Raw genomic sequence first — 16087 nt, forward strand, 5'->3', positions numbered from 1 at the left:
GATGAGTGGAGATCCGATGAAGGAGCGGTGACGTGGCCGAGAAGGGTTCCTGGAACGAGGGGGGTGGCACCGGGCGCGAGCCCGGCCAGGACCGCGCCGCGTCCGAGGAGGCGTCCGGGTCCACCGCGGAGGGGGGCCCGCCCAGGCGGGGGTTCAACCCCGCCTGGCTGCTGGTCCCGGCCGCCGGGCTGCTGCTGGGCGGCCTGGGGATCGCCGGCATGAACCGCGACCAGGGGGTCGGGAGCAAGCCGACCGTGACCGTCACCGGACCGCCCGCCACCGTGGTGCGGCCCGTCGCCCCGGTCGGGACCTCCACCACCGCCCCGGGCTGCGACCTGGACTTCCGCGGCACCGAACTGCATCCCCCGGTCTCGCGGCTCCCGGAGGGGAGCACGGGCCGGTACCAGCAGGCGCCGTCCGGACGGGCCTTCGTCGTGGTCGACACGACGCTGACGAACTCGGGGACGGAGGACTGCTACGCGACACCCGGTTACCAGCGCGTCCACACCTCCGGGAACACCTACTACACGGGGAACGGGGAGGCCGGCGCCCTGCTGCCGGGCGGGAACGCGGTGAAACAGGCGATCCCCGCCGGAAGGAGCGTCAAAGGCGCCTATGTCTTCCAGGTCCCGGCCGGCTCCGCGGTGAGTTCGGTAAGGCTGCGCAGCAATGGGAGCGAGCAGTGGACCATTGTCAATGCGGGCTGACCGGGTCGATCACGCAATCTCTGGAGAAAACGTCATGAGCACACCCATGGACATCAAGAAACTGCTCGGCGCCCGCATGACCGGACCCGACGGCGAGGAACTGGGCACCATCGAGCAGATCTTCTTCGACGACGTGACGGGCGCCCAGGAATGGGCGAGGGTGCGGACGGGAGGGCTGCTGGGCGGCAAGGACCGCTTCGTCCCGCTCGTCGGCAGCACGCTGTCCGGCAAGGACCTGACCGTCCCCTACGACAAGACCAAGGTGAAGGACTCGCCGGACCTCACCGTGGACCGGCACATCACCCCCGAGCAGGAGTCGCAGCTGCGCGCCCACTACGGGATGGAGCCCGGGACGGGGACGCGCACGACGACCACCACCCCCTCCAGCGGGACGGGCCGCACCAGCGCCGCCGCGGCGGCGGCCGCCGCGGGCACGGCCGGCACGGCAGGCGTCGCCGGGGAGCGGCGGGAGTCCGCCGGGGCGGCCGGGGTGACGTCCGGGGCCGCGGGCGCGGCGGGCCTGGGGCGCGAGCGGACGCCGGAGGCCGGGCGGCCGGGGCACCCGCAGGAACTGGCGCTGACCCGCTGCGAGGAGCGCATCTCCTTCCAGACCGAGGAGATCGAGATGGGCCGCGTGCGGCTGCACAAGTACGTGGACGTCGTTCCGGTGGAGGAGCGGGTCCGGCTCATGCACGAGGAGTTCGAACTGGAGCGGCTCCCCGCCACGGAGGGGATCGCCGACATCGGCGAGGACTCCGTCGAGGTCGTCCTGCGCGGGCAGGAGGCGTTCGCGGTCAAGGAGATCCACGCGGTGGAGCGGGTCCGCCTGAACGTCAAGCAGGTGCCCGAGGAGCGGGTGATCAGGGACGAGGTCCGCCGCGAGCGGATCGAGGTCGAGCGCCTGGAGACCACGGGCCCCGGCATGAGCACGGGCACGGGCACGGGCACGCGGCCGGGCGTGGACCGCAGTGACGAGCCCCCCGGACCCGGCCGGGGAAGGAAGCGGTGATCCTGCGCGTTCTGGGGACCGGCGGCCCTTGGGGGCCGCCGGTCCCGGCGTCTTCGGCCGCGCCCCTCGGGGGTCCGGGAGCCGCGCCCCGGACGGACGGGACGGGTTTGTCGGTGCCGGGCCGTACGGTGGGGGTGATGGCAGTCAGGGGAGGGCACGTGCGCCAGGAACTCGACCTTCAGCGGATCGAAAAGCCGTTCGAGGTCGTCACGGAGATGACGCCCGCGGGTGACCAGCCCGCGGCGATCGCGGCGCTGTCCGAGCGGATCCGGCGCGGCGACAAGGACTCGGTCCTGCTGGGCGCCACCGGTACCGGCAAGACGGCCACCGTCGCGTGGCTGATCGAGCAGGTGCAGCGGCCGACTCTGGTCATGCTGCCGAACAAGACGATCGCCGCGCAGTTCGCCAACGAGCTGCGCGAGATGCTGCCGAACAACGCGGTGGAGTACTTCGTCTCCTACTACGACTACTACCAGCCGGAGGCGTACGTCCCCCAGACCGACACCTACATCGAGAAGGACTCCTCGATCAACTCCGAGGTCGAGCGGCTGCGGCACTCGGCGACCTCGTCCCTGGTGACCCGGCGGGACGTCGTGGTGGTGGCGTCGGTCTCCTGCATCTACGGCCTCGGCACGCCCGAGGAGTACGTCCGGCAGATGATCAAGCTCGAGACCGGCATGGAGATCGACCGCGACCTCCTGCTGCGCCGCCTGGTGGACATCCAGTACGCCCGCAACGACCTGGCGTTCACCCGGGGCACCTTCCGGGTGCGCGGCGACACCATCGAGGTGATCCCGCAGTACCAGGAGCTGGCCGTGCGGATCGAGATGTTCGGCGACGAGATCGACAAGCTCTCCACCCTGCACCCGCTCACCGGCGAGGTGCTCTCCGAGCACGAGGCGCTGCACATCCTGCCCGCCACCCACTACGGCGTGGGCGAGGAGCTCATGGCACGGGCGACGGCCGGGATCGAGGCCGAGCTGGCCGAGCGGCTGGCGGAGCTGGAGGGCCAGGGCAGGCTGCTGGAGGCGCAGCGGCTGCGCATGCGCACCACCTACGACCTGGAGATGATGCGCCAGATCGGCACCTGCTCGGGCATCGAGAACTACTCGCGGCACATGGACGGCCGGGAGGCGGGCTCGGCCCCGCACACCCTGCTGGACTTCTTCCCCGACGACTTCCTGCTGGTGCTCGACGAGTCGCACCAGACGGTCCCGCAGATCGGCGCGATGTACGAGGGCGACGCCTCCCGCAAGCGCCAGCTGGTCGACCACGGCTTCCGGCTGCCGTCCGCGCTGGACAACCGGCCGCTGAAGTGGGAGGAGTTCCTCCAGCGCATCGGCCAGACGGTCTACCTGTCGGCCACGCCCGGCCCGTACGAGCTCGGCCGGGTGCAGGGCGACGTGGTCGAGCAGGTGATCCGGCCGACCGGCCTGGTCGACCCCGAGATCGTCGTCAAGCCCACCAAGGGCCAGATCGACGACCTCGTCCACGAGATCCGGCTGCGCACCGAGCGCGCCGAGCGCGTCCTGGTGACCACCCTGACCAAGAAGATGGCCGAGGACCTCACCGACTACCTGCTGGAGCTGGGCATCCGGGTGCGCTACCTGCACAGCGAGGTCGACACCCTGCGCCGCATCGAGCTGCTGCGCGAGCTGCGCCAGGGCGAGTTCGACGTGCTGGTCGGCATCAACCTGCTGCGCGAGGGCCTGGACCTGCCGGAGGTCTCCCTGGTGGCGATCCTGGACGCCGACAAGGAGGGGTTCCTGCGCTCGGAGACCTCCCTGATCCAGACCATCGGCCGCGCCGCCCGCAACGTCTCGGGCCAGGTGCACATGTACGCCGACAAGATCACCCCGTCGATGGAGCGGGCGATCGGCGAGACCGACCGCCGCCGCGCCAAGCAGCAGGCCTACAACGCCGAGCACGGCATCGAGCCCCGCGCCCTGCGCAAGAAGATCGCCGACATCCTCGACTCCATCGTCCGCGAGGACGAGGACACCGAGACCTACCTCGGCGGCTCCGGCCGGTCCCAGTCCCGCGGCAAGGCCCCCGTCCCCGGCTTCGGCAGCCGCGCCGTCGGCGGCCACACCGCCGACCTGGTCACCGACCGCCCCCGCGAAGAGCTGGAGGACCTCGTCCTGTCCCTCACCGAGCAGATGCACCAGGCCGCCAAGGACCTCCAGTTCGAGCTCGCCGCCCGCCTCCGCGACGAGATCAAGGAACTCAAGCGCGAACTCCGCGACCTCAAGGAGGCCGGCATCGGCTGACCCGCCGCCCGCACGGCCCGTCCCGTGACCGGGACGCCCGTCCCATGACCGGGACCCGTCCAGCGGCGCGGGCCGTCGACCCGGCGCGCGGGTCCGCCGATCCACCGGATCGGCGGCCGGGTCCGTGGCGGCACCGCCGTCGCGCCTGCGGGAGACCGCCGTGCCCGGTACTCGGGCCCGTTGCCGGTACCGGCCGGGCCGTACCGGCGGGGGTCCGCCGGTACGGACGCGCAGGTCCGCCGATCCACCGGATCGGCGGCTGGGCGGCGGCGCCGTGCCTGCGGGAGACCGCCGTGCCCGGTATCCAGGCCCGTTGCCGGTACCGGCCGGGCGGCACCGGCGCGGGTCCGTCGGCCCGGACGCGCGGGCCGCCGCTCCACGGGGTGGTGCCGCCGTCGGCGCGCGGCCCCGGGTCAGCCGGGGGCGGGAGCCCGCTTGCGGCGGCGGGCGCGGCGCAGCAGGCGGAAGGCGGTGTACAGGAGGGCCGGGAGCAGCAGGAGGACCAGGGCGGGGGCCAGGACGGCGAGGAGGCTGAGGCCGAGGGAGAGGCCGTCCTCGGCGGTGCTGAGCACGGGGGCGGCCGTGCCGGCGGTGCCGGTGTTGGCGATCGGGCGCACCACGGTCTTGAGCACGTGCACGGCCAGCGCCATGAGGACGCCCGGCACCCAGCTCAGCCACGTGTGCTCCTGGAGCGGGGCCAGGCCGGTGCCGAGCCCGGCGTCGAGGTCGGCCGCCGCGGCCGTGGCGGCCGCCGCCGCGCCGCCCGCCGCGGGGCGCACCAGCGTCATGACGGCGTCGTTGACCGAGTCGACCAGCGGCACCTTGTCCAGCACCATCTCGGCGGCCAGCAGCACCGAGAGCCCCGCCAGCACCCAGCCGTTCCCCATCCAGGAGAACTCCGCGGGCAGGACCACCAGCCCGGTGTACCGGCCCAGCAGCCCGACCACCAGGATCGGGATGTAGGCGTTGAGCCCGGCCGCTCCGGCCAGCCCCAGGCCCGTCAGGAAAGCGAACATGATCCTCCCGTGCCCGGCCGTTCGGCGGGGTTCGCGGCGCGCTCCACGTCCCCCATCGGACGGTCCGCGGCCCGGGAAGGTTCACCGCCCCGGCGGATTCACCGCCCCGGACGCTCCGGCGCCTTGACCGGAGCCTCGCCCCGTGCGGACTCTACGGCCGGGCGGAGGCCTCGCCCGCGCGACTTTCCGGCCGGATGGGCGCCTCGCCCGTGCGGATTTTTCGGTTGGGTGGAGGTCTCGCCTCGGGCAGGCCCTACGGCCGGTGGAGGCCTTGCCTCGTGCGGGCTCTACGGCCGGGTGGAGGTCTTGCCCGTGCGGGCTTTCCGGCCGGGCGGAGTTCTTGCCCCGTGCGGGCCTCCGGTGGCCCTGGAAGGGGGCGGGGTCGACTGCTCCCGGGAGGGGGCGGGAGCGAGTGGCGGCCGGGCTCAGCGGAGGAGCAGGAGGGGCAGGAGGACGGTGTCCAGGAGGCGGTCGGCCAGGGAGGGCTCGGGGGCCGGGTCGCGGAGCATGGTGCGGTAGCTCAGCAGGGCCGGGACGAGGGAGAAGACGAGGCGGGGGTCGGCGTCGGGGCGCAGTTCCCCGCGCAGGACGGCGCGGCCGAAGATGTGCCGGACGCACTCGACGCGCGGGTAGAGGAAGCGCTGCCGGAAGGCCCTGTCCAGGGCGGGGGAGGCCGGCAGCCGGGCCGTCGTGCGCACCAGGAGCTCGCCGTGCTCGGAGTACTCGCGCGCCAGGTGCACCACGAGCGGGCGCAGTTCGGCGCGCAGGCCGCCCAGGTCGCCCGGGTCCTCGGGCGGCGGGAGCAGAGCGGCGAGGGCCTCCACCAGCAGCTCGTCGAGGAGCGGCCAGCGGCGGCGCAGCGCCGCGCAGTCGACGTCCGCTAGCGCGGCGACCTCCTCGTGGGTGGGCCTGCGGTCGGAGATGTCGTGGAACACACCGAGGGCGGCGGCGTGGATCTCGTCGAGCCGCCGTGAGAGATCGCTCTCCGTGAGGGTCACTACACCGCCTTCAGGGGGACGGGCGCGGGCACGCGTGTTCTCTGTCACCGTGCGGTGGCCCACAGTGTTACAGGGGCATGCCCCCGGTGTCAGGAAGTTCCACCGAAATATCGAGGATTTATCGCTCAGGAGGAGAATTTTTCTCCCTACATCACCTCCTGTGATGAAAAACAGCTGTCGTGAGGGGTGGTGGGAGATGTACCGCCGGATACCTGATGGTCGGTATCTGGAAGCGGGGGCCCTCCTTTAAGGTCGGAAGGAAGCCGGATGACGCCTGCGGGGGGTGGGCATGAGGACCTGGGCCCGAGGGGGAGCGCGCGGGCTGCTCGCCCTGGCTCTGCTCGCCGTGGTGCTCGTCGGCCTGGGCGTGCCGCTCCTCTCCGAGCAGGCGCGCTGCCGGATGTTCGGCATCGGCTGCGCAGGCCCCTCCGGGCCGCCCCCTCTGCCGGCCGCCGCCGTTCCGGGCAGGCGGCCGCTCACCCCGCTGGAGGTCGCCTCCCAGGGCGCGTACGTGGCGCTGGGGGACTCCTTCTCCTCGGGAGAGGGCGCCTACGCCCTCCCGGACGACCTGTCGCCCGAGAACCGCTGCCACCGGACGTCCCGCAGCTACGTGCACGCCGTCTCCAGAACGTTCGAGTTCGCCGGAGGGACCAGGTTCTTCGCCTGCGCGGGCGCCCGCACCGAGCACTTCTTCTCCGCCAGGGCGGGCGAGCCGCCCCAGGTGGAGCACGCCGACGCGGGCACCAGCCTGATCACCCTCAGCATCGGCGGCAACGACCTGGGCTTCACCAAGGTCCTCGCGGGCTGCATCCTCAGCCTCCCCTGGTCGGGAGCCTGCCAGGAGCAGGACGCCGGGCTGGAGACCCGCAAGCCCGTCCTCCGCGGGGAGCTGACCCGGATCGTGGGGAGCCTGCGGGAGCGCTCGCCCCGCGCCCGCATCATCCTGCTCGGCTATCCCCGGCTGTTCGGCGAGCGGGAGGGCTCCGCGCTGGACAACCTCGGCGTCGCCGACCAGCGCTGGCTGAACGCCAAGGGCAAGGAGCTGAACGACCTGGTCCACGAGGTCGCCCGGACCGCGGACCGGGAGCTGGCGCAGGGCGGCGCACCCGGCTCGGTGGAGTTCATCGACGTCTACAGCGCCTTCACCGGCCACGAGGTGGGCACGGGCGCCCCCTACGTGAACGGCCTGGACGTCGATCTCAGCGCCTTCAAGGCGGAGTTCCACAGCTACCACCCGAACGCCGCGGGCTACACGGCCCTGGCCGAACTGGTGACCCGGCAGGTGAGGCAGGGGCCGGGCCGCCAGATCAACCAGTGGCACTAGGGCCTCAGTCCCCGGCGGACGACAGGGCCGAGAGCCGCTCCACGGAGTCGGCGTACTCCTCGATCATGTCGTAGACGACCTGCCTGGCGGGCTTGATGCTGTTCATCATGCCCACGCACTGGCCGACGAAGTAGTTGACCAGCTGCTGCGCGCCCTCGTTGCCGGTCTCGGCGTGCTTGGCCAGGTGCCGCATGGCCGCCTCGGCGACGATCATCTGCAGCGGCATGGGCAGCGAGCCGGGCGAGTCGGGGCCCTCCCACTCCCGCGTCCACGCCGACACCAGCTGCCGGGCGGGCTTGCCGGTGCGCGAGCGCGAGCGGATCGTGTCGCGGGCGGTGGCCTGGAGCATCTTCTGCTTGACCGTCTGCGGGGTCTCGGCCTCCTCGGTGGTCAGCCACACCGAGCCGGTCCACACCCCGGACGCGCCCAGCGCCAGTGCCGCGGCGATCTGCCGGCCGGAGGCGATGCCGCCGGCGGCCAGCACCGGGATCGGGGCGACCGCGTCGACGACCTGCGGCGTCAGCACCATGGTGGAGATCTCGCCGGTGTGCCCGCCGGCCTCGCCGCCCTGGGCGACGATGATGTCCACCCCGGCGGCCACCTGGCGCCGCGCGTGCTCGACGGTGCCCACCAGCGCCGCCACCGGCACCCCGGCGGCCTTGGCCTTGTCCACCATGAGCGGCGGGGGCGTGCCCAGCGCGCTGGCGATGAGCCTGATCGGGTGGGCCAGCGAGACGTCGATCAGCTCCGTGGCACCGGCCCCGGTGACGCCCCGCGCGCCGCTCCGCGCGGCCCTGGCGGCGTTCTCGCCGGCGAGGTCCGGCACCGGGACGCCGTACTTCTCGAACAGGCGGACGAGGAACTCCCAGTGCTGCGCGGGTATCGCCGCGATCGGGTCGCCGCCCTCGCGCGCCGAGGAGTCGATCTTGGCGGGCACCAGGACGTCCACGCCGTAGGGGCGGCCGCCGACCTCGCGGTCGATCCAGGCGAGCTCCTCCTCCAGGCGCTCGGGGGTGTAGGCGACGGCGCCCAGGACGCCGAGCCCCCCGGCGTTGGTGACGGCCGCGACCACGTCACGGCAGTGGCTGAACGCGAACAGCGGGAACTCGATCCCGAGCAGGTCACAGACGTCGGTCTTCATATCCGCGACAATACCGAATCTCATTCGGTTCGGTGGCCCGCGCCCCCGGAGAAACCGAGCGCCCCCGTACCGCGCGAGGCGGGGACGGGGGCGCTCCACGGCGGGTCTCAGGCCGGGACGAACTCCAGCAGCGGCTCGCCCTCCTCCTGGGGGGTGAACCGCGCCCTGAGCGCCAGCCCCTCGGCGGGCGCGTCCACGCCCGCCAGGGCGGCGTGCAGCCACGGCCCCTCGGCGAGCTCCACCAGCCCGATGGGGGAGGCGGGGCCGCCTCCGCGGCCGTGCACCGCCGCCCAGCTCACCAGCGTGCCCGTGCCCTCGGCCGCCGCCCACTCCAGCCGCTGCGCGCCGCAGCCGGCGCAGCCCGTGGCGTCCGGCGCGTACCACCTGCCGCACTCGCCGCACCTGCGGACGACCAGCTCGCCCCGCAGGGCCCCGTCGAAGAACGCGTCGGTGCGTCCGTCCCGCCTGATGGCCATCGTGTTCACCGTCCTGCTCGCGCGCCCGCACCCGGCCGGGTGGGGCTGAGGATGAGGGTGCTGTGGTGGTCGAGGATGCCGCCGTTGCCGCTGACGAGGACCACCTCGTTGCGCTCGGCCTGGCGTTCGCCGCCCTGGCCGCGCGCCTGGACGACCGCCTCGGAGACCGGGGTCATGCCCCACATGTAGTAGCCCGACAGCTGGCCGCCGCCGGTGTTGGTCGGCAGCCGCCCGCCCGGGCCCAGCGCCCCGGAGGCGGCCAGCGCCCCGCCCTCGCCCTTGGCGCAGAACCCGTAGTCCTCCAGGGTCAGCAGGGTGGTGATGGTGTAGCAGTCGTAGATCTGGCACTGGTCGACGTCCGAGACGGTGATCCCCGCCATCTTCATCGCGGTCGGGCCGGAGACCGCCGCGCCGGTGGTCAGCCCGAACCCGCTGCCCCGCTCCATGGCGTGCCCCGGGTGGCCCTGGCCCCAGCCCAGGACGTGCACCGGGGGCTGGGCGAGGTCGGCCGCGCGGTCGGCGCGGGTGACGACCACCGCGACGGCCCCGTTGGAGACCAGGCAGCAGTCCAGCAGGTGCAGCGGCTCCACGACCCAGCGCGAGTTCTGGTGGTCCTCGATCGTGATCGGGTCGCGCATCTGGGCCAGCGGGTTCATGGTCGCCCACTGCCGGGTGGAGACGGCGATCGCGCCCAGCTGCTCGCTGGTGGTGCCGTAGCGCGCCATGTGCCGCCGGGCGGCCAGCGCGTAGTAGGCGTTGACGCTGCGGAAGCCCTGCGAGGCCGTCATCCCGCCGTAGCCGTAGTACTCGCGGGCCGACCGGTCGTAGGCGGCCCCCGAGGACTGCTCGGGCTTCAGCGGCGCGTCGGCGAAGACGCAGGCGACCGTGTCGGCCGCCCCGCTCTGGACGAGCATCGCCGCGTGGGCGACCATCGCGCCCGCGGTGGCGCCGAAGGCGTGCATCAGGCTGAGCACGCGCAGGTCGCGCAGTCCCAGCGTCTGGGCGAGCTCGATGCCGGGGGAGCCGCCCAGGCCGTGGCTGACCAGCAGTCCGTCCAGATCCTTCAGTTCCAGGCCCGCATCGGTCACGGCCAGCCGGACCGCGTCCGCGGCCAGCCGGCGCGGACTGCGTCCGTACACCTTGCCCAGCTCGGTCATCCCGAGACCGGCGATCGCCGCTCCCACCCGATACCTCCCGATTGTGCGTTGCCCGCAGCATACCGAATGGCATTCGGTAAAGAAGGGCCGGGATTGATCGTTCCCAGATGGACACCGGGAGTCCTCAGTGTGCTACCTTGAGCAGTGGTCGTAGCTGTTCTTTCGCTGATCGAGTGTTCGATTGCCTGCGGAGGTCACTTCCGCGGGCTTTCTTCATTTACGGGGGGACTCTCGCGGCGGCCGCGGGTTCGCGAAGTGTGGGCCCGGAGTTACAACCCAGGAGTGCAGTATGGCGCAGGGCACCGTCAAGTGGTTCAACGGTGAGAAGGGCTTCGGCTTCATCTCTCAGGATGAGGGCGGCCCGGACGTCTTCGTCCACTTCAGTGCCATCCAGGGCAGCGGTTACCGCAACCTGGAGGAGGCCCAGCGGGTGGAGTTCGACATCACCCAGGGTCCGAAGGGCCCGCAGGCGGAGAACGTCCGCGGGATCTGATCCACGCAAACGTGCGAGGGGCCCTCTCAGCCGTGAGGCTGAGAGGGCCTCGTCGTTTTCCTGCTCTTCGCCCGCGGCCGGGCTCAGGTGCGGAACGGGCCCGTCACGCAGTAGGTGATGCCGCCGGTGGAGGATCCCGACGTCCCGCGCTGTGAGGAGAAGTACAGCCGGTTCCCCGCCGGGTTGAACGCCGGCCCGCACAGCTCCGAGGAGCTCTGGCCCGTCACCCGCAGGAACGGCGCCACCTTGTCGTCGGGCGTGATGACGTTGATCTCCATGTTCCCGCCGTCCTCGGCGACGTACAGGTCGCCGTAGGAGGAGCCGGTGATGTTGTCCACCCCGGTCAGCGGCGCCGATCCGCCCGTGACGAGGCTGTCGTCGTAGGCCAGCTCGAAGGTGTCGTCGCCGAGGTTGAACTGCCAGACCCGGTTGTCGCCCTTGGTGGTGATCCAGACCGTGTCGTTGGCGTACCAGCAGCCCTCGCCGCCGTTGAAGGACTTGGAGCCCGGCACCTGGCTGCGGGTGGCCGTCGGCGAGCCGTCCGGGTCCGGCACGTTCGCCCAGCTGAACGAGCCGGACGTGCCCGAGCCCGCCACCAGCACCTGCAGGGTGCCCGCCGACAGGTTCCCCCAGGTGGTCGGGACGAAGCGGTAGAAGCGCCCGTTGCTCTCGTCCTCCGTCAGGTAGACCACCTTGCGGACGGGGTCGGCCGCGGCCGCCTCGTGCTTGAACCGGCCCATCGCCGGCCGGGCCACGGCCGCGCCGCCGAAGGGGTACGTCTCCCAGACCCGGCCCAGGCTGACCTCCTCGCAGGACAACCAGGTGTTCCACGGCGTCTTGCCGCCCGCGCAGTTGTTGTCGGTCCCGCCGAGGATGCGCGACGCCGAGACCGGCGTCCCGGCGGAGTTGAAGCGGATCATGGAGGCGCCGCCGCCGGAGGAGCCGGCCGCCTCGGAGTTGGACACGTAGATCCAGCCGCTCCCGTCGGCGAAGCAGGCTCCGCCGTCGGGGGCGCGGTGCCAGACGTAGGACGTGCCGGCCACCGCCTGGCCGGTCCGGGCGACGACCTGGCTGGTGAAGCCGGCCGGCAGCCGGATGCCGTTGGCGTCGGCCGCCAGCAGCGCCCCGTAGGGGCCGGCGCCGATCTGCGCGGGGGCGGCGAGCGCCCCGCGCATCAGCGAGCCGGAGAAGGCGGCGGTTCCGGCGGCGAGCACGCTGGCGCGCATGAAGGTGCGACGTTCCATCTTCGGGGGTCTCCCTGAAGGAAGGTGATGGGACGTCTCAGTTGTCGCCGTTCCGGAGGTACGCCGCGATTCCGTGAGTTCAACGTGCGGTGATGTTCCGGTGACCGCCTGGGGGGTTAAAAACCTGGCAAAACACTCAAAGAGTGGCGAACGTGTCGGTCGCGATGATCAGGCGGTGCAGGATCCCCGGCTCGTCGAAGGCGTGCCCGGCGTCGTCCACGATGTGGAACTCCGCCTCGGGCCAGGCCTTGTGCAGGTCCCACGCGGTGGCCATGGGCGTGCACACGTCGTACCGGCCCTGGACGATCACCGCGGGGATGTGCCGGATCCGGTCGATGTTCTCCAGCAGCCACTCGTCGGAGGCGAAGAACCCGGCGTTCCTGAAGTAGTGGTTCTCGATCCGCGCGAAGGCCAGTGCGTACTCCGGCTGGGCGAAGTGGCCGACCAGCTCCGGGTCGGGGCGCAGGCTGACCGTCCCGCCCTCCCAGGTGGACCAGGCGCGCGCGGCGGGCAGGTGGACGGCCGGGTCCGGGTCCTCGAGCCGGACGGCGAACGCCTCGATGAGGTTCTCCCGCTCCTCCTCGGGGATCGGCTCCAGGTAGCGCTCCCACAGGTCGGGGAAGAGCAGGGACGCCCCGTACTCGTAGAACCAGAACAGCTCGAACGGGCGGAGCATGAAGATCCCGCGCAGCACCAGCTCGCTCACCCGCTCCGGGTGGGTCACCGCGTAGGCCAGGGACAGGGTGCTGCCCCAGGAGCCCCCGAAGACCTGCCAGCGCCCGATCCCCAGGTGCTCGCGCAGCAGCTCCAGGTCGGCCACCAGGTGCCAGGTGGTGTTGTGCTCCAGGGAGACCGACGGGTCGGCGGCGTGCGGCAGGCTGCGGCCGCAGTTGCGCTGGTCGAGCAGGACGATCCGGTAGCGCGCGGGGTCGAACTGCCGGCGGTGGTCGGGGACGCAGCCCCCGCCCGGCCCGCCATGTACCATCACCACAGGCTTGCCTTGTGGATTGCCGCACACCTCCCAGTAAATCCGGTTACCGTCCCCGACCTCGAGCAGGCCTGAGTCGTACGGTTCGATCGGCGGGTACAGACTGCGCAGCTCCATGTTCTGACATTCTGTCAGCTGGAGGAGCACAGGGAGACGGTGCCCGTCTTGCGGGACGGGGGAGACTTTCCCCCACGTCGGCAATAGAGTTTCCTCAATGACGTCGTGATGAACCCCCTGATGGAGTCTTTACCGTGAGTGACCTCAGCGGATCAGGCGGCCAGCGCACCGCACAGCCCGGTGGCTTGTCATGGTCGCCTTCGCCGGCGCAGTCGCCCCGTGAACTCCTGAACCACGGCCCGCAGCCGCTCGCCGCGCCGTCCGGAGCCCAGCAGGGTGAGGAACAGCACACCCTGCCCGGCTGGGACCTCGTCGACAAGCTCAAGCAGATGGCCGAGCTGCTCGGCGAGGCGCTGTCGATGGGGGAGCGGCGCATCACCGACGTGCAGGCCGAGGCCGCCAACCAGCTCGCCGCCGTCCAGGCCGAGAAGGAGAAGTCCCAGCGGGACGCGGCCACCGCCTGGAGCGAGGTGCAGCGCACCCGCACCCGGGCCGAGCAGGCCGAGCGCCGGGTCGGCGAGACCGAGGCGGCGATGCGCCAGCTGGTCACCCAGCACGACAACGTGCAGGCGGCCAGGGACGAGGCGCTGCGCTCCCTGGAGGAGACCTCCAACGCCCGGCGCGCCGCCGAGGAGCGCATCTCCGAGCTGACCCGCGCGGTGGAGACCGTCCGCACCGAGCTGGCCTCGGTGCGCGCGGCGCTCGGCGACGCCGAGAACACCGCCCAGGCCCTCCAGGTGGCCGCGGGCAACGCCGCCAAGGAGGCCGACGAGGCCCGCCGCCAGGCCGCCGACGCCACCCGCCAGGCCGCGGACGCCAACCGCCAGGCCGAGGAGGCCCGCCGCCGGAGCGAGGTGGCCGAGGCCGAGCGGCAGAGCGCCGTGGAGACCGCTCAGCAGGCCGTGGAACAGTCCAAGGCCGCCGAGGCGGCCCGGGAGGCCGCCGCCCAGGACAAGGCCCGTGCCGAGTCCGAGGCGACGCTGGCGCGCTCGCGCACCGAGCAGCTCACCCGGGAGCGGGACGGCGCGATGGCGGCGGTCCGCCAGATCGCCACCGAGCGGGACGCCGCCCTGGAGAAGATCAAGGAGCGGGACGCCTGGGTGGACCAGCTCGCCGAGGCCGTCACCGAGCAGCGCGCCCAGCTCGGCGCCCTGTCGCAGGAGCGCGACGCCGCCCGCAACGCCGCCGACCAGGCGCGCAGCCTGATCGACGAGCTCACCCGCCAGCTGCGGATCATCATGCCGTCCTCGCCGCTGCACAACCACGCCGCGCTGAGCGAGGCGGGCGTGACGGGGGCGACCATGACCGACTCCAGCCGCAACGGCTACCCGGGCTGAACCGGGAGAAGGCCCGGTGAACGCCGGGTGATCGGTTCGCGGCGAACGGATACTGAGCTGCTGTTATCCTGGTACCCCGTGGACAGGGCGGCTTGCTCAAGCGGCCCGCCGCCGCACGACGACCACGGGAGACAGCCCTTGCGCATCGCAGATTCCGGCAAAACGCGCGCCACCAAGCACCTCTTCGTCACCGGGGGTGTCGCCTCCAGCCTGGGCAAGGGCCTCACCGCCTCCAGCCTCGGACGCCTGCTGACACTGCGCGGGTTGCGGGTCACCATGCAGAAGCTGGACCCGTACCTCAACGTGGACCCCGGCACGATGAACCCGTTCCAGCACGGTGAGGTCTTCGTCACCGACGACGGCGCCGAGACCGACCTCGACATCGGCCACTACGAGCGCTTCCTCGACACCGAGCTGCACGGCAGCGCCAACGTGACCACCGGCCAGGTGTACTCCAACGTGATCGCCAAGGAGCGGCGCGGGGAGTACCTCGGCGACACCGTCCAGGTGATCCCGCACATCACCAACGAGATCAAGGACCGCATCCGCGGCATGGCCGGCCCGGACATCGACGTGGTGATCACCGAGGTCGGCGGCACCGTCGGCGACATCGAGTCGCTGCCGTTCCTGGAGGCGGTCCGCCAGATCCGGCACGAGATCGGCCGCGACAACGTGTTCTACCTGCACGTGTCGCTGCTGCCCTACATCGGCCCGTCCGGCGAGCTGAAGACCAAGCCGACCCAGCACTCGGTGGCCGCGCTGCGCAACATCGGCATCCAGCCGGACGCGATCGTGCTGCGCAGCGACCGCCCGGTGTCCGACAGCATCAAGAACAAGATCAGCCTCATGTGCGACGTGGACGCCGAGGCCGTGGTCTCGGCCGTCGACGCCGCCTCGATCTACGACATCCCCAAGGTGCTGCACTCCGAGGGCCTGGACGCCTACGTGGTGCGCCGCCTGGACCTGCCGTTCCGCGACGTGGACTGGGGGGTGTGGGACGACCTGCTGCGCCGCGTCCACGAGCCCGCCCACGAGGTCGAGATCGCCCTGGTGGGCAAGTACATCGACCTGCCCGACGCCTACCTGTCGGTCACCGAGGCGCTGCGCCACGGCGGTTTCGCCAACGACGCCAAGGTCAAGATCCGCTGGGTGAAGTCCGACGACTGCCAGACGCCCGAGGGCGCCCGCGCCCACCTGGCCGGCGTCGACGGCGTGCTGATCCCCGGCGGCTTCGGGGTGCGCGGCATCGAGGGCAAGCTCGGCGCGATCCGCCACGCCCGCGAGAACGCGGTGCCCGTCCTGGGCCTGTGCCTGGGCCTGCAGTGCATGGTCATCGAGGTGGCCCGCGACCTCGCCGGGATCGCCGACGCCGACAGCACCGAGTTCGACGAGAAGACCGACCACCCGGTGATCTCGACCATGGCCGACCAGCTCGACGTGCTCTCCGGCGAGCGCGACCTGGGCGGCACCATGCGCCTGGGCCTGTACCCGGCCGACCTGGCCGAGGGCTCCCTGGTGCGCGAGATGTACGGCGCCGCACGGGCCGTGGAGCGCCACCGCCACCGCTTCGAGGTCAACAACGCCTACCGCGCCGACCTGGAGAAGGCCGGCCTGGTGTTCAGCGGCCTGTCCCCGGACGGCCGGCTGGTGGAGTACATCGAGCTGCCCCGCGAGACGCACCCGTTCTTCGTCGCCACCCAGGCGCATCCGGAGTTCCGCTCCCGGCCCACCCGCGCCCACCCGCTCTTCGCGGGCCTGGTCGCCGCGGCCCTGGCGAACCGGAAGTGACGGGCGCCCCGACGGCGCCCGA

General features: G+C 72.2%; 14 protein-coding genes. 7 read left to right on the forward strand and 7 right to left on the reverse strand.

Annotated features, from left to right (window positions below; genetic code table 11):
• Window positions 1-32 precede the first annotated feature (32 nt).
• From C2865_RS12925 to uvrB, 3 genes are all read left to right on the forward strand, one after another.
• Window positions 33-707 (forward strand): DUF4352 domain-containing protein, encoded by a 675-nt coding sequence (locus tag C2865_RS12925; RefSeq protein WP_106398572.1) that lies wholly within the window; start codon window positions 33-35, stop codon window positions 705-707.
• 34 nt (window positions 708-741) lie between these two features.
• Window positions 742-1716 carry a DUF2382 domain-containing protein gene (locus C2865_RS12930; protein WP_198653232.1) on the forward strand — a complete coding sequence of 325 codons (975 nt, stop codon included), beginning with the start codon at window positions 742-744 and terminating at the stop codon, window positions 1714-1716.
• A 137-nt stretch (window positions 1717-1853) separates the two neighbouring features.
• Window positions 1854-3986, forward strand: a complete 2133-nt coding sequence (gene uvrB, locus C2865_RS12935; RefSeq protein ID WP_408608311.1) for an excinuclease ABC subunit UvrB — start codon at window positions 1854-1856, stop codon at window positions 3984-3986.
• Window positions 3987-4399: 413 nt separating this feature from the next.
• On the opposite strand, the gene C2865_RS12940 is transcribed toward uvrB, so the two are convergent.
• Entirely contained in the window at window positions 4400-5002 is a 603-nt protein-coding gene (locus C2865_RS12940; RefSeq protein WP_106398575.1) for a DUF4126 domain-containing protein, read from the reverse strand.
• Window positions 5003-5427: 425 nt separating this feature from the next.
• On the reverse strand, window positions 5428-6000 hold the full coding sequence (locus C2865_RS12945; protein ID WP_157963685.1) for a TetR-like C-terminal domain-containing protein: 573 nt from the start codon (window positions 5998-6000) through the stop codon (window positions 5428-5430).
• 289 nt (window positions 6001-6289) lie between these two features.
• On the opposite strand from C2865_RS12945, the gene C2865_RS12950 reads away from it, so the two are divergent.
• Entirely contained in the window at window positions 6290-7324 is a 1035-nt protein-coding gene (locus C2865_RS12950) for an SGNH/GDSL hydrolase family protein (protein ID WP_106398577.1), read from the forward strand.
• A gap of 4 nt (window positions 7325-7328) precedes the next feature.
• Here C2865_RS12950 and C2865_RS12955 read toward each other — a convergent pair whose 3' ends face one another.
• The 3 genes from C2865_RS12955 to C2865_RS12965 form a co-directional block, all read right to left on the reverse strand.
• On the reverse strand, window positions 7329-8465 hold the full coding sequence (locus tag C2865_RS12955) for an NAD(P)H-dependent flavin oxidoreductase (RefSeq protein WP_106398578.1): 1137 nt from the start codon (window positions 8463-8465) through the stop codon (window positions 7329-7331).
• A 107-nt stretch (window positions 8466-8572) separates the two neighbouring features.
• A complete protein-coding gene (locus tag C2865_RS12960) occupies window positions 8573-8941 on the reverse strand; it encodes a Zn-ribbon domain-containing OB-fold protein (protein WP_232835556.1) in 369 nt (122 codons plus the stop codon).
• Between the two features lie 5 nt (window positions 8942-8946).
• Window positions 8947-10125, reverse strand: coding sequence for a thiolase family protein (locus C2865_RS12965; RefSeq protein ID WP_198653234.1), 1179 nt, complete (start codon window positions 10123-10125; stop codon window positions 8947-8949).
• A gap of 262 nt (window positions 10126-10387) precedes the next feature.
• Here C2865_RS12965 and C2865_RS12970 point away from each other — a divergent pair, with 262 nt between their 5' ends.
• Window positions 10388-10591, forward strand: a complete 204-nt coding sequence (locus C2865_RS12970; RefSeq protein WP_106398580.1) for a cold-shock protein — start codon at window positions 10388-10390, stop codon at window positions 10589-10591.
• Window positions 10592-10674: 83 nt separating this feature from the next.
• Here the strand turns inward: C2865_RS12970 and C2865_RS12975 are convergent, their stop codons facing one another.
• Both C2865_RS12975 and pip read right to left on the reverse strand, forming a co-directional pair.
• Window positions 10675-11835 carry an alkaline phosphatase PhoX gene (locus tag C2865_RS12975; RefSeq protein WP_106398581.1) on the reverse strand — a complete coding sequence of 387 codons (1161 nt, stop codon included), beginning with the start codon at window positions 11833-11835 and terminating at the stop codon, window positions 10675-10677.
• Between the two features lie 136 nt (window positions 11836-11971).
• A complete protein-coding gene (pip, locus tag C2865_RS12980; protein WP_106398744.1) occupies window positions 11972-12934 on the reverse strand; it encodes a prolyl aminopeptidase in 963 nt (320 codons plus the stop codon).
• Between the two features lie 140 nt (window positions 12935-13074).
• Here pip and C2865_RS12985 point away from each other — a divergent pair, with 140 nt between their 5' ends.
• Both C2865_RS12985 and C2865_RS12990 read left to right on the forward strand, forming a co-directional pair.
• Window positions 13075-14277 (forward strand): coiled-coil domain-containing protein, encoded by a 1203-nt coding sequence (locus C2865_RS12985; RefSeq protein WP_157963686.1) that lies wholly within the window; start codon window positions 13075-13077, stop codon window positions 14275-14277.
• 138 nt (window positions 14278-14415) lie between these two features.
• Window positions 14416-16065 (forward strand): CTP synthase, encoded by a 1650-nt coding sequence (locus tag C2865_RS12990; protein WP_269802711.1) that lies wholly within the window; start codon window positions 14416-14418, stop codon window positions 16063-16065.
• The last annotated feature ends 22 nt before the right edge of the window (window positions 16066-16087 follow it).

Origin of the sequence: Actinocorallia populi (assembly GCF_002995495.1) — a bacterium.
GTDB classification, from domain to species: Bacteria; Actinomycetota; Actinomycetes; order Streptosporangiales; family Streptosporangiaceae; genus Actinocorallia; species Actinocorallia populi.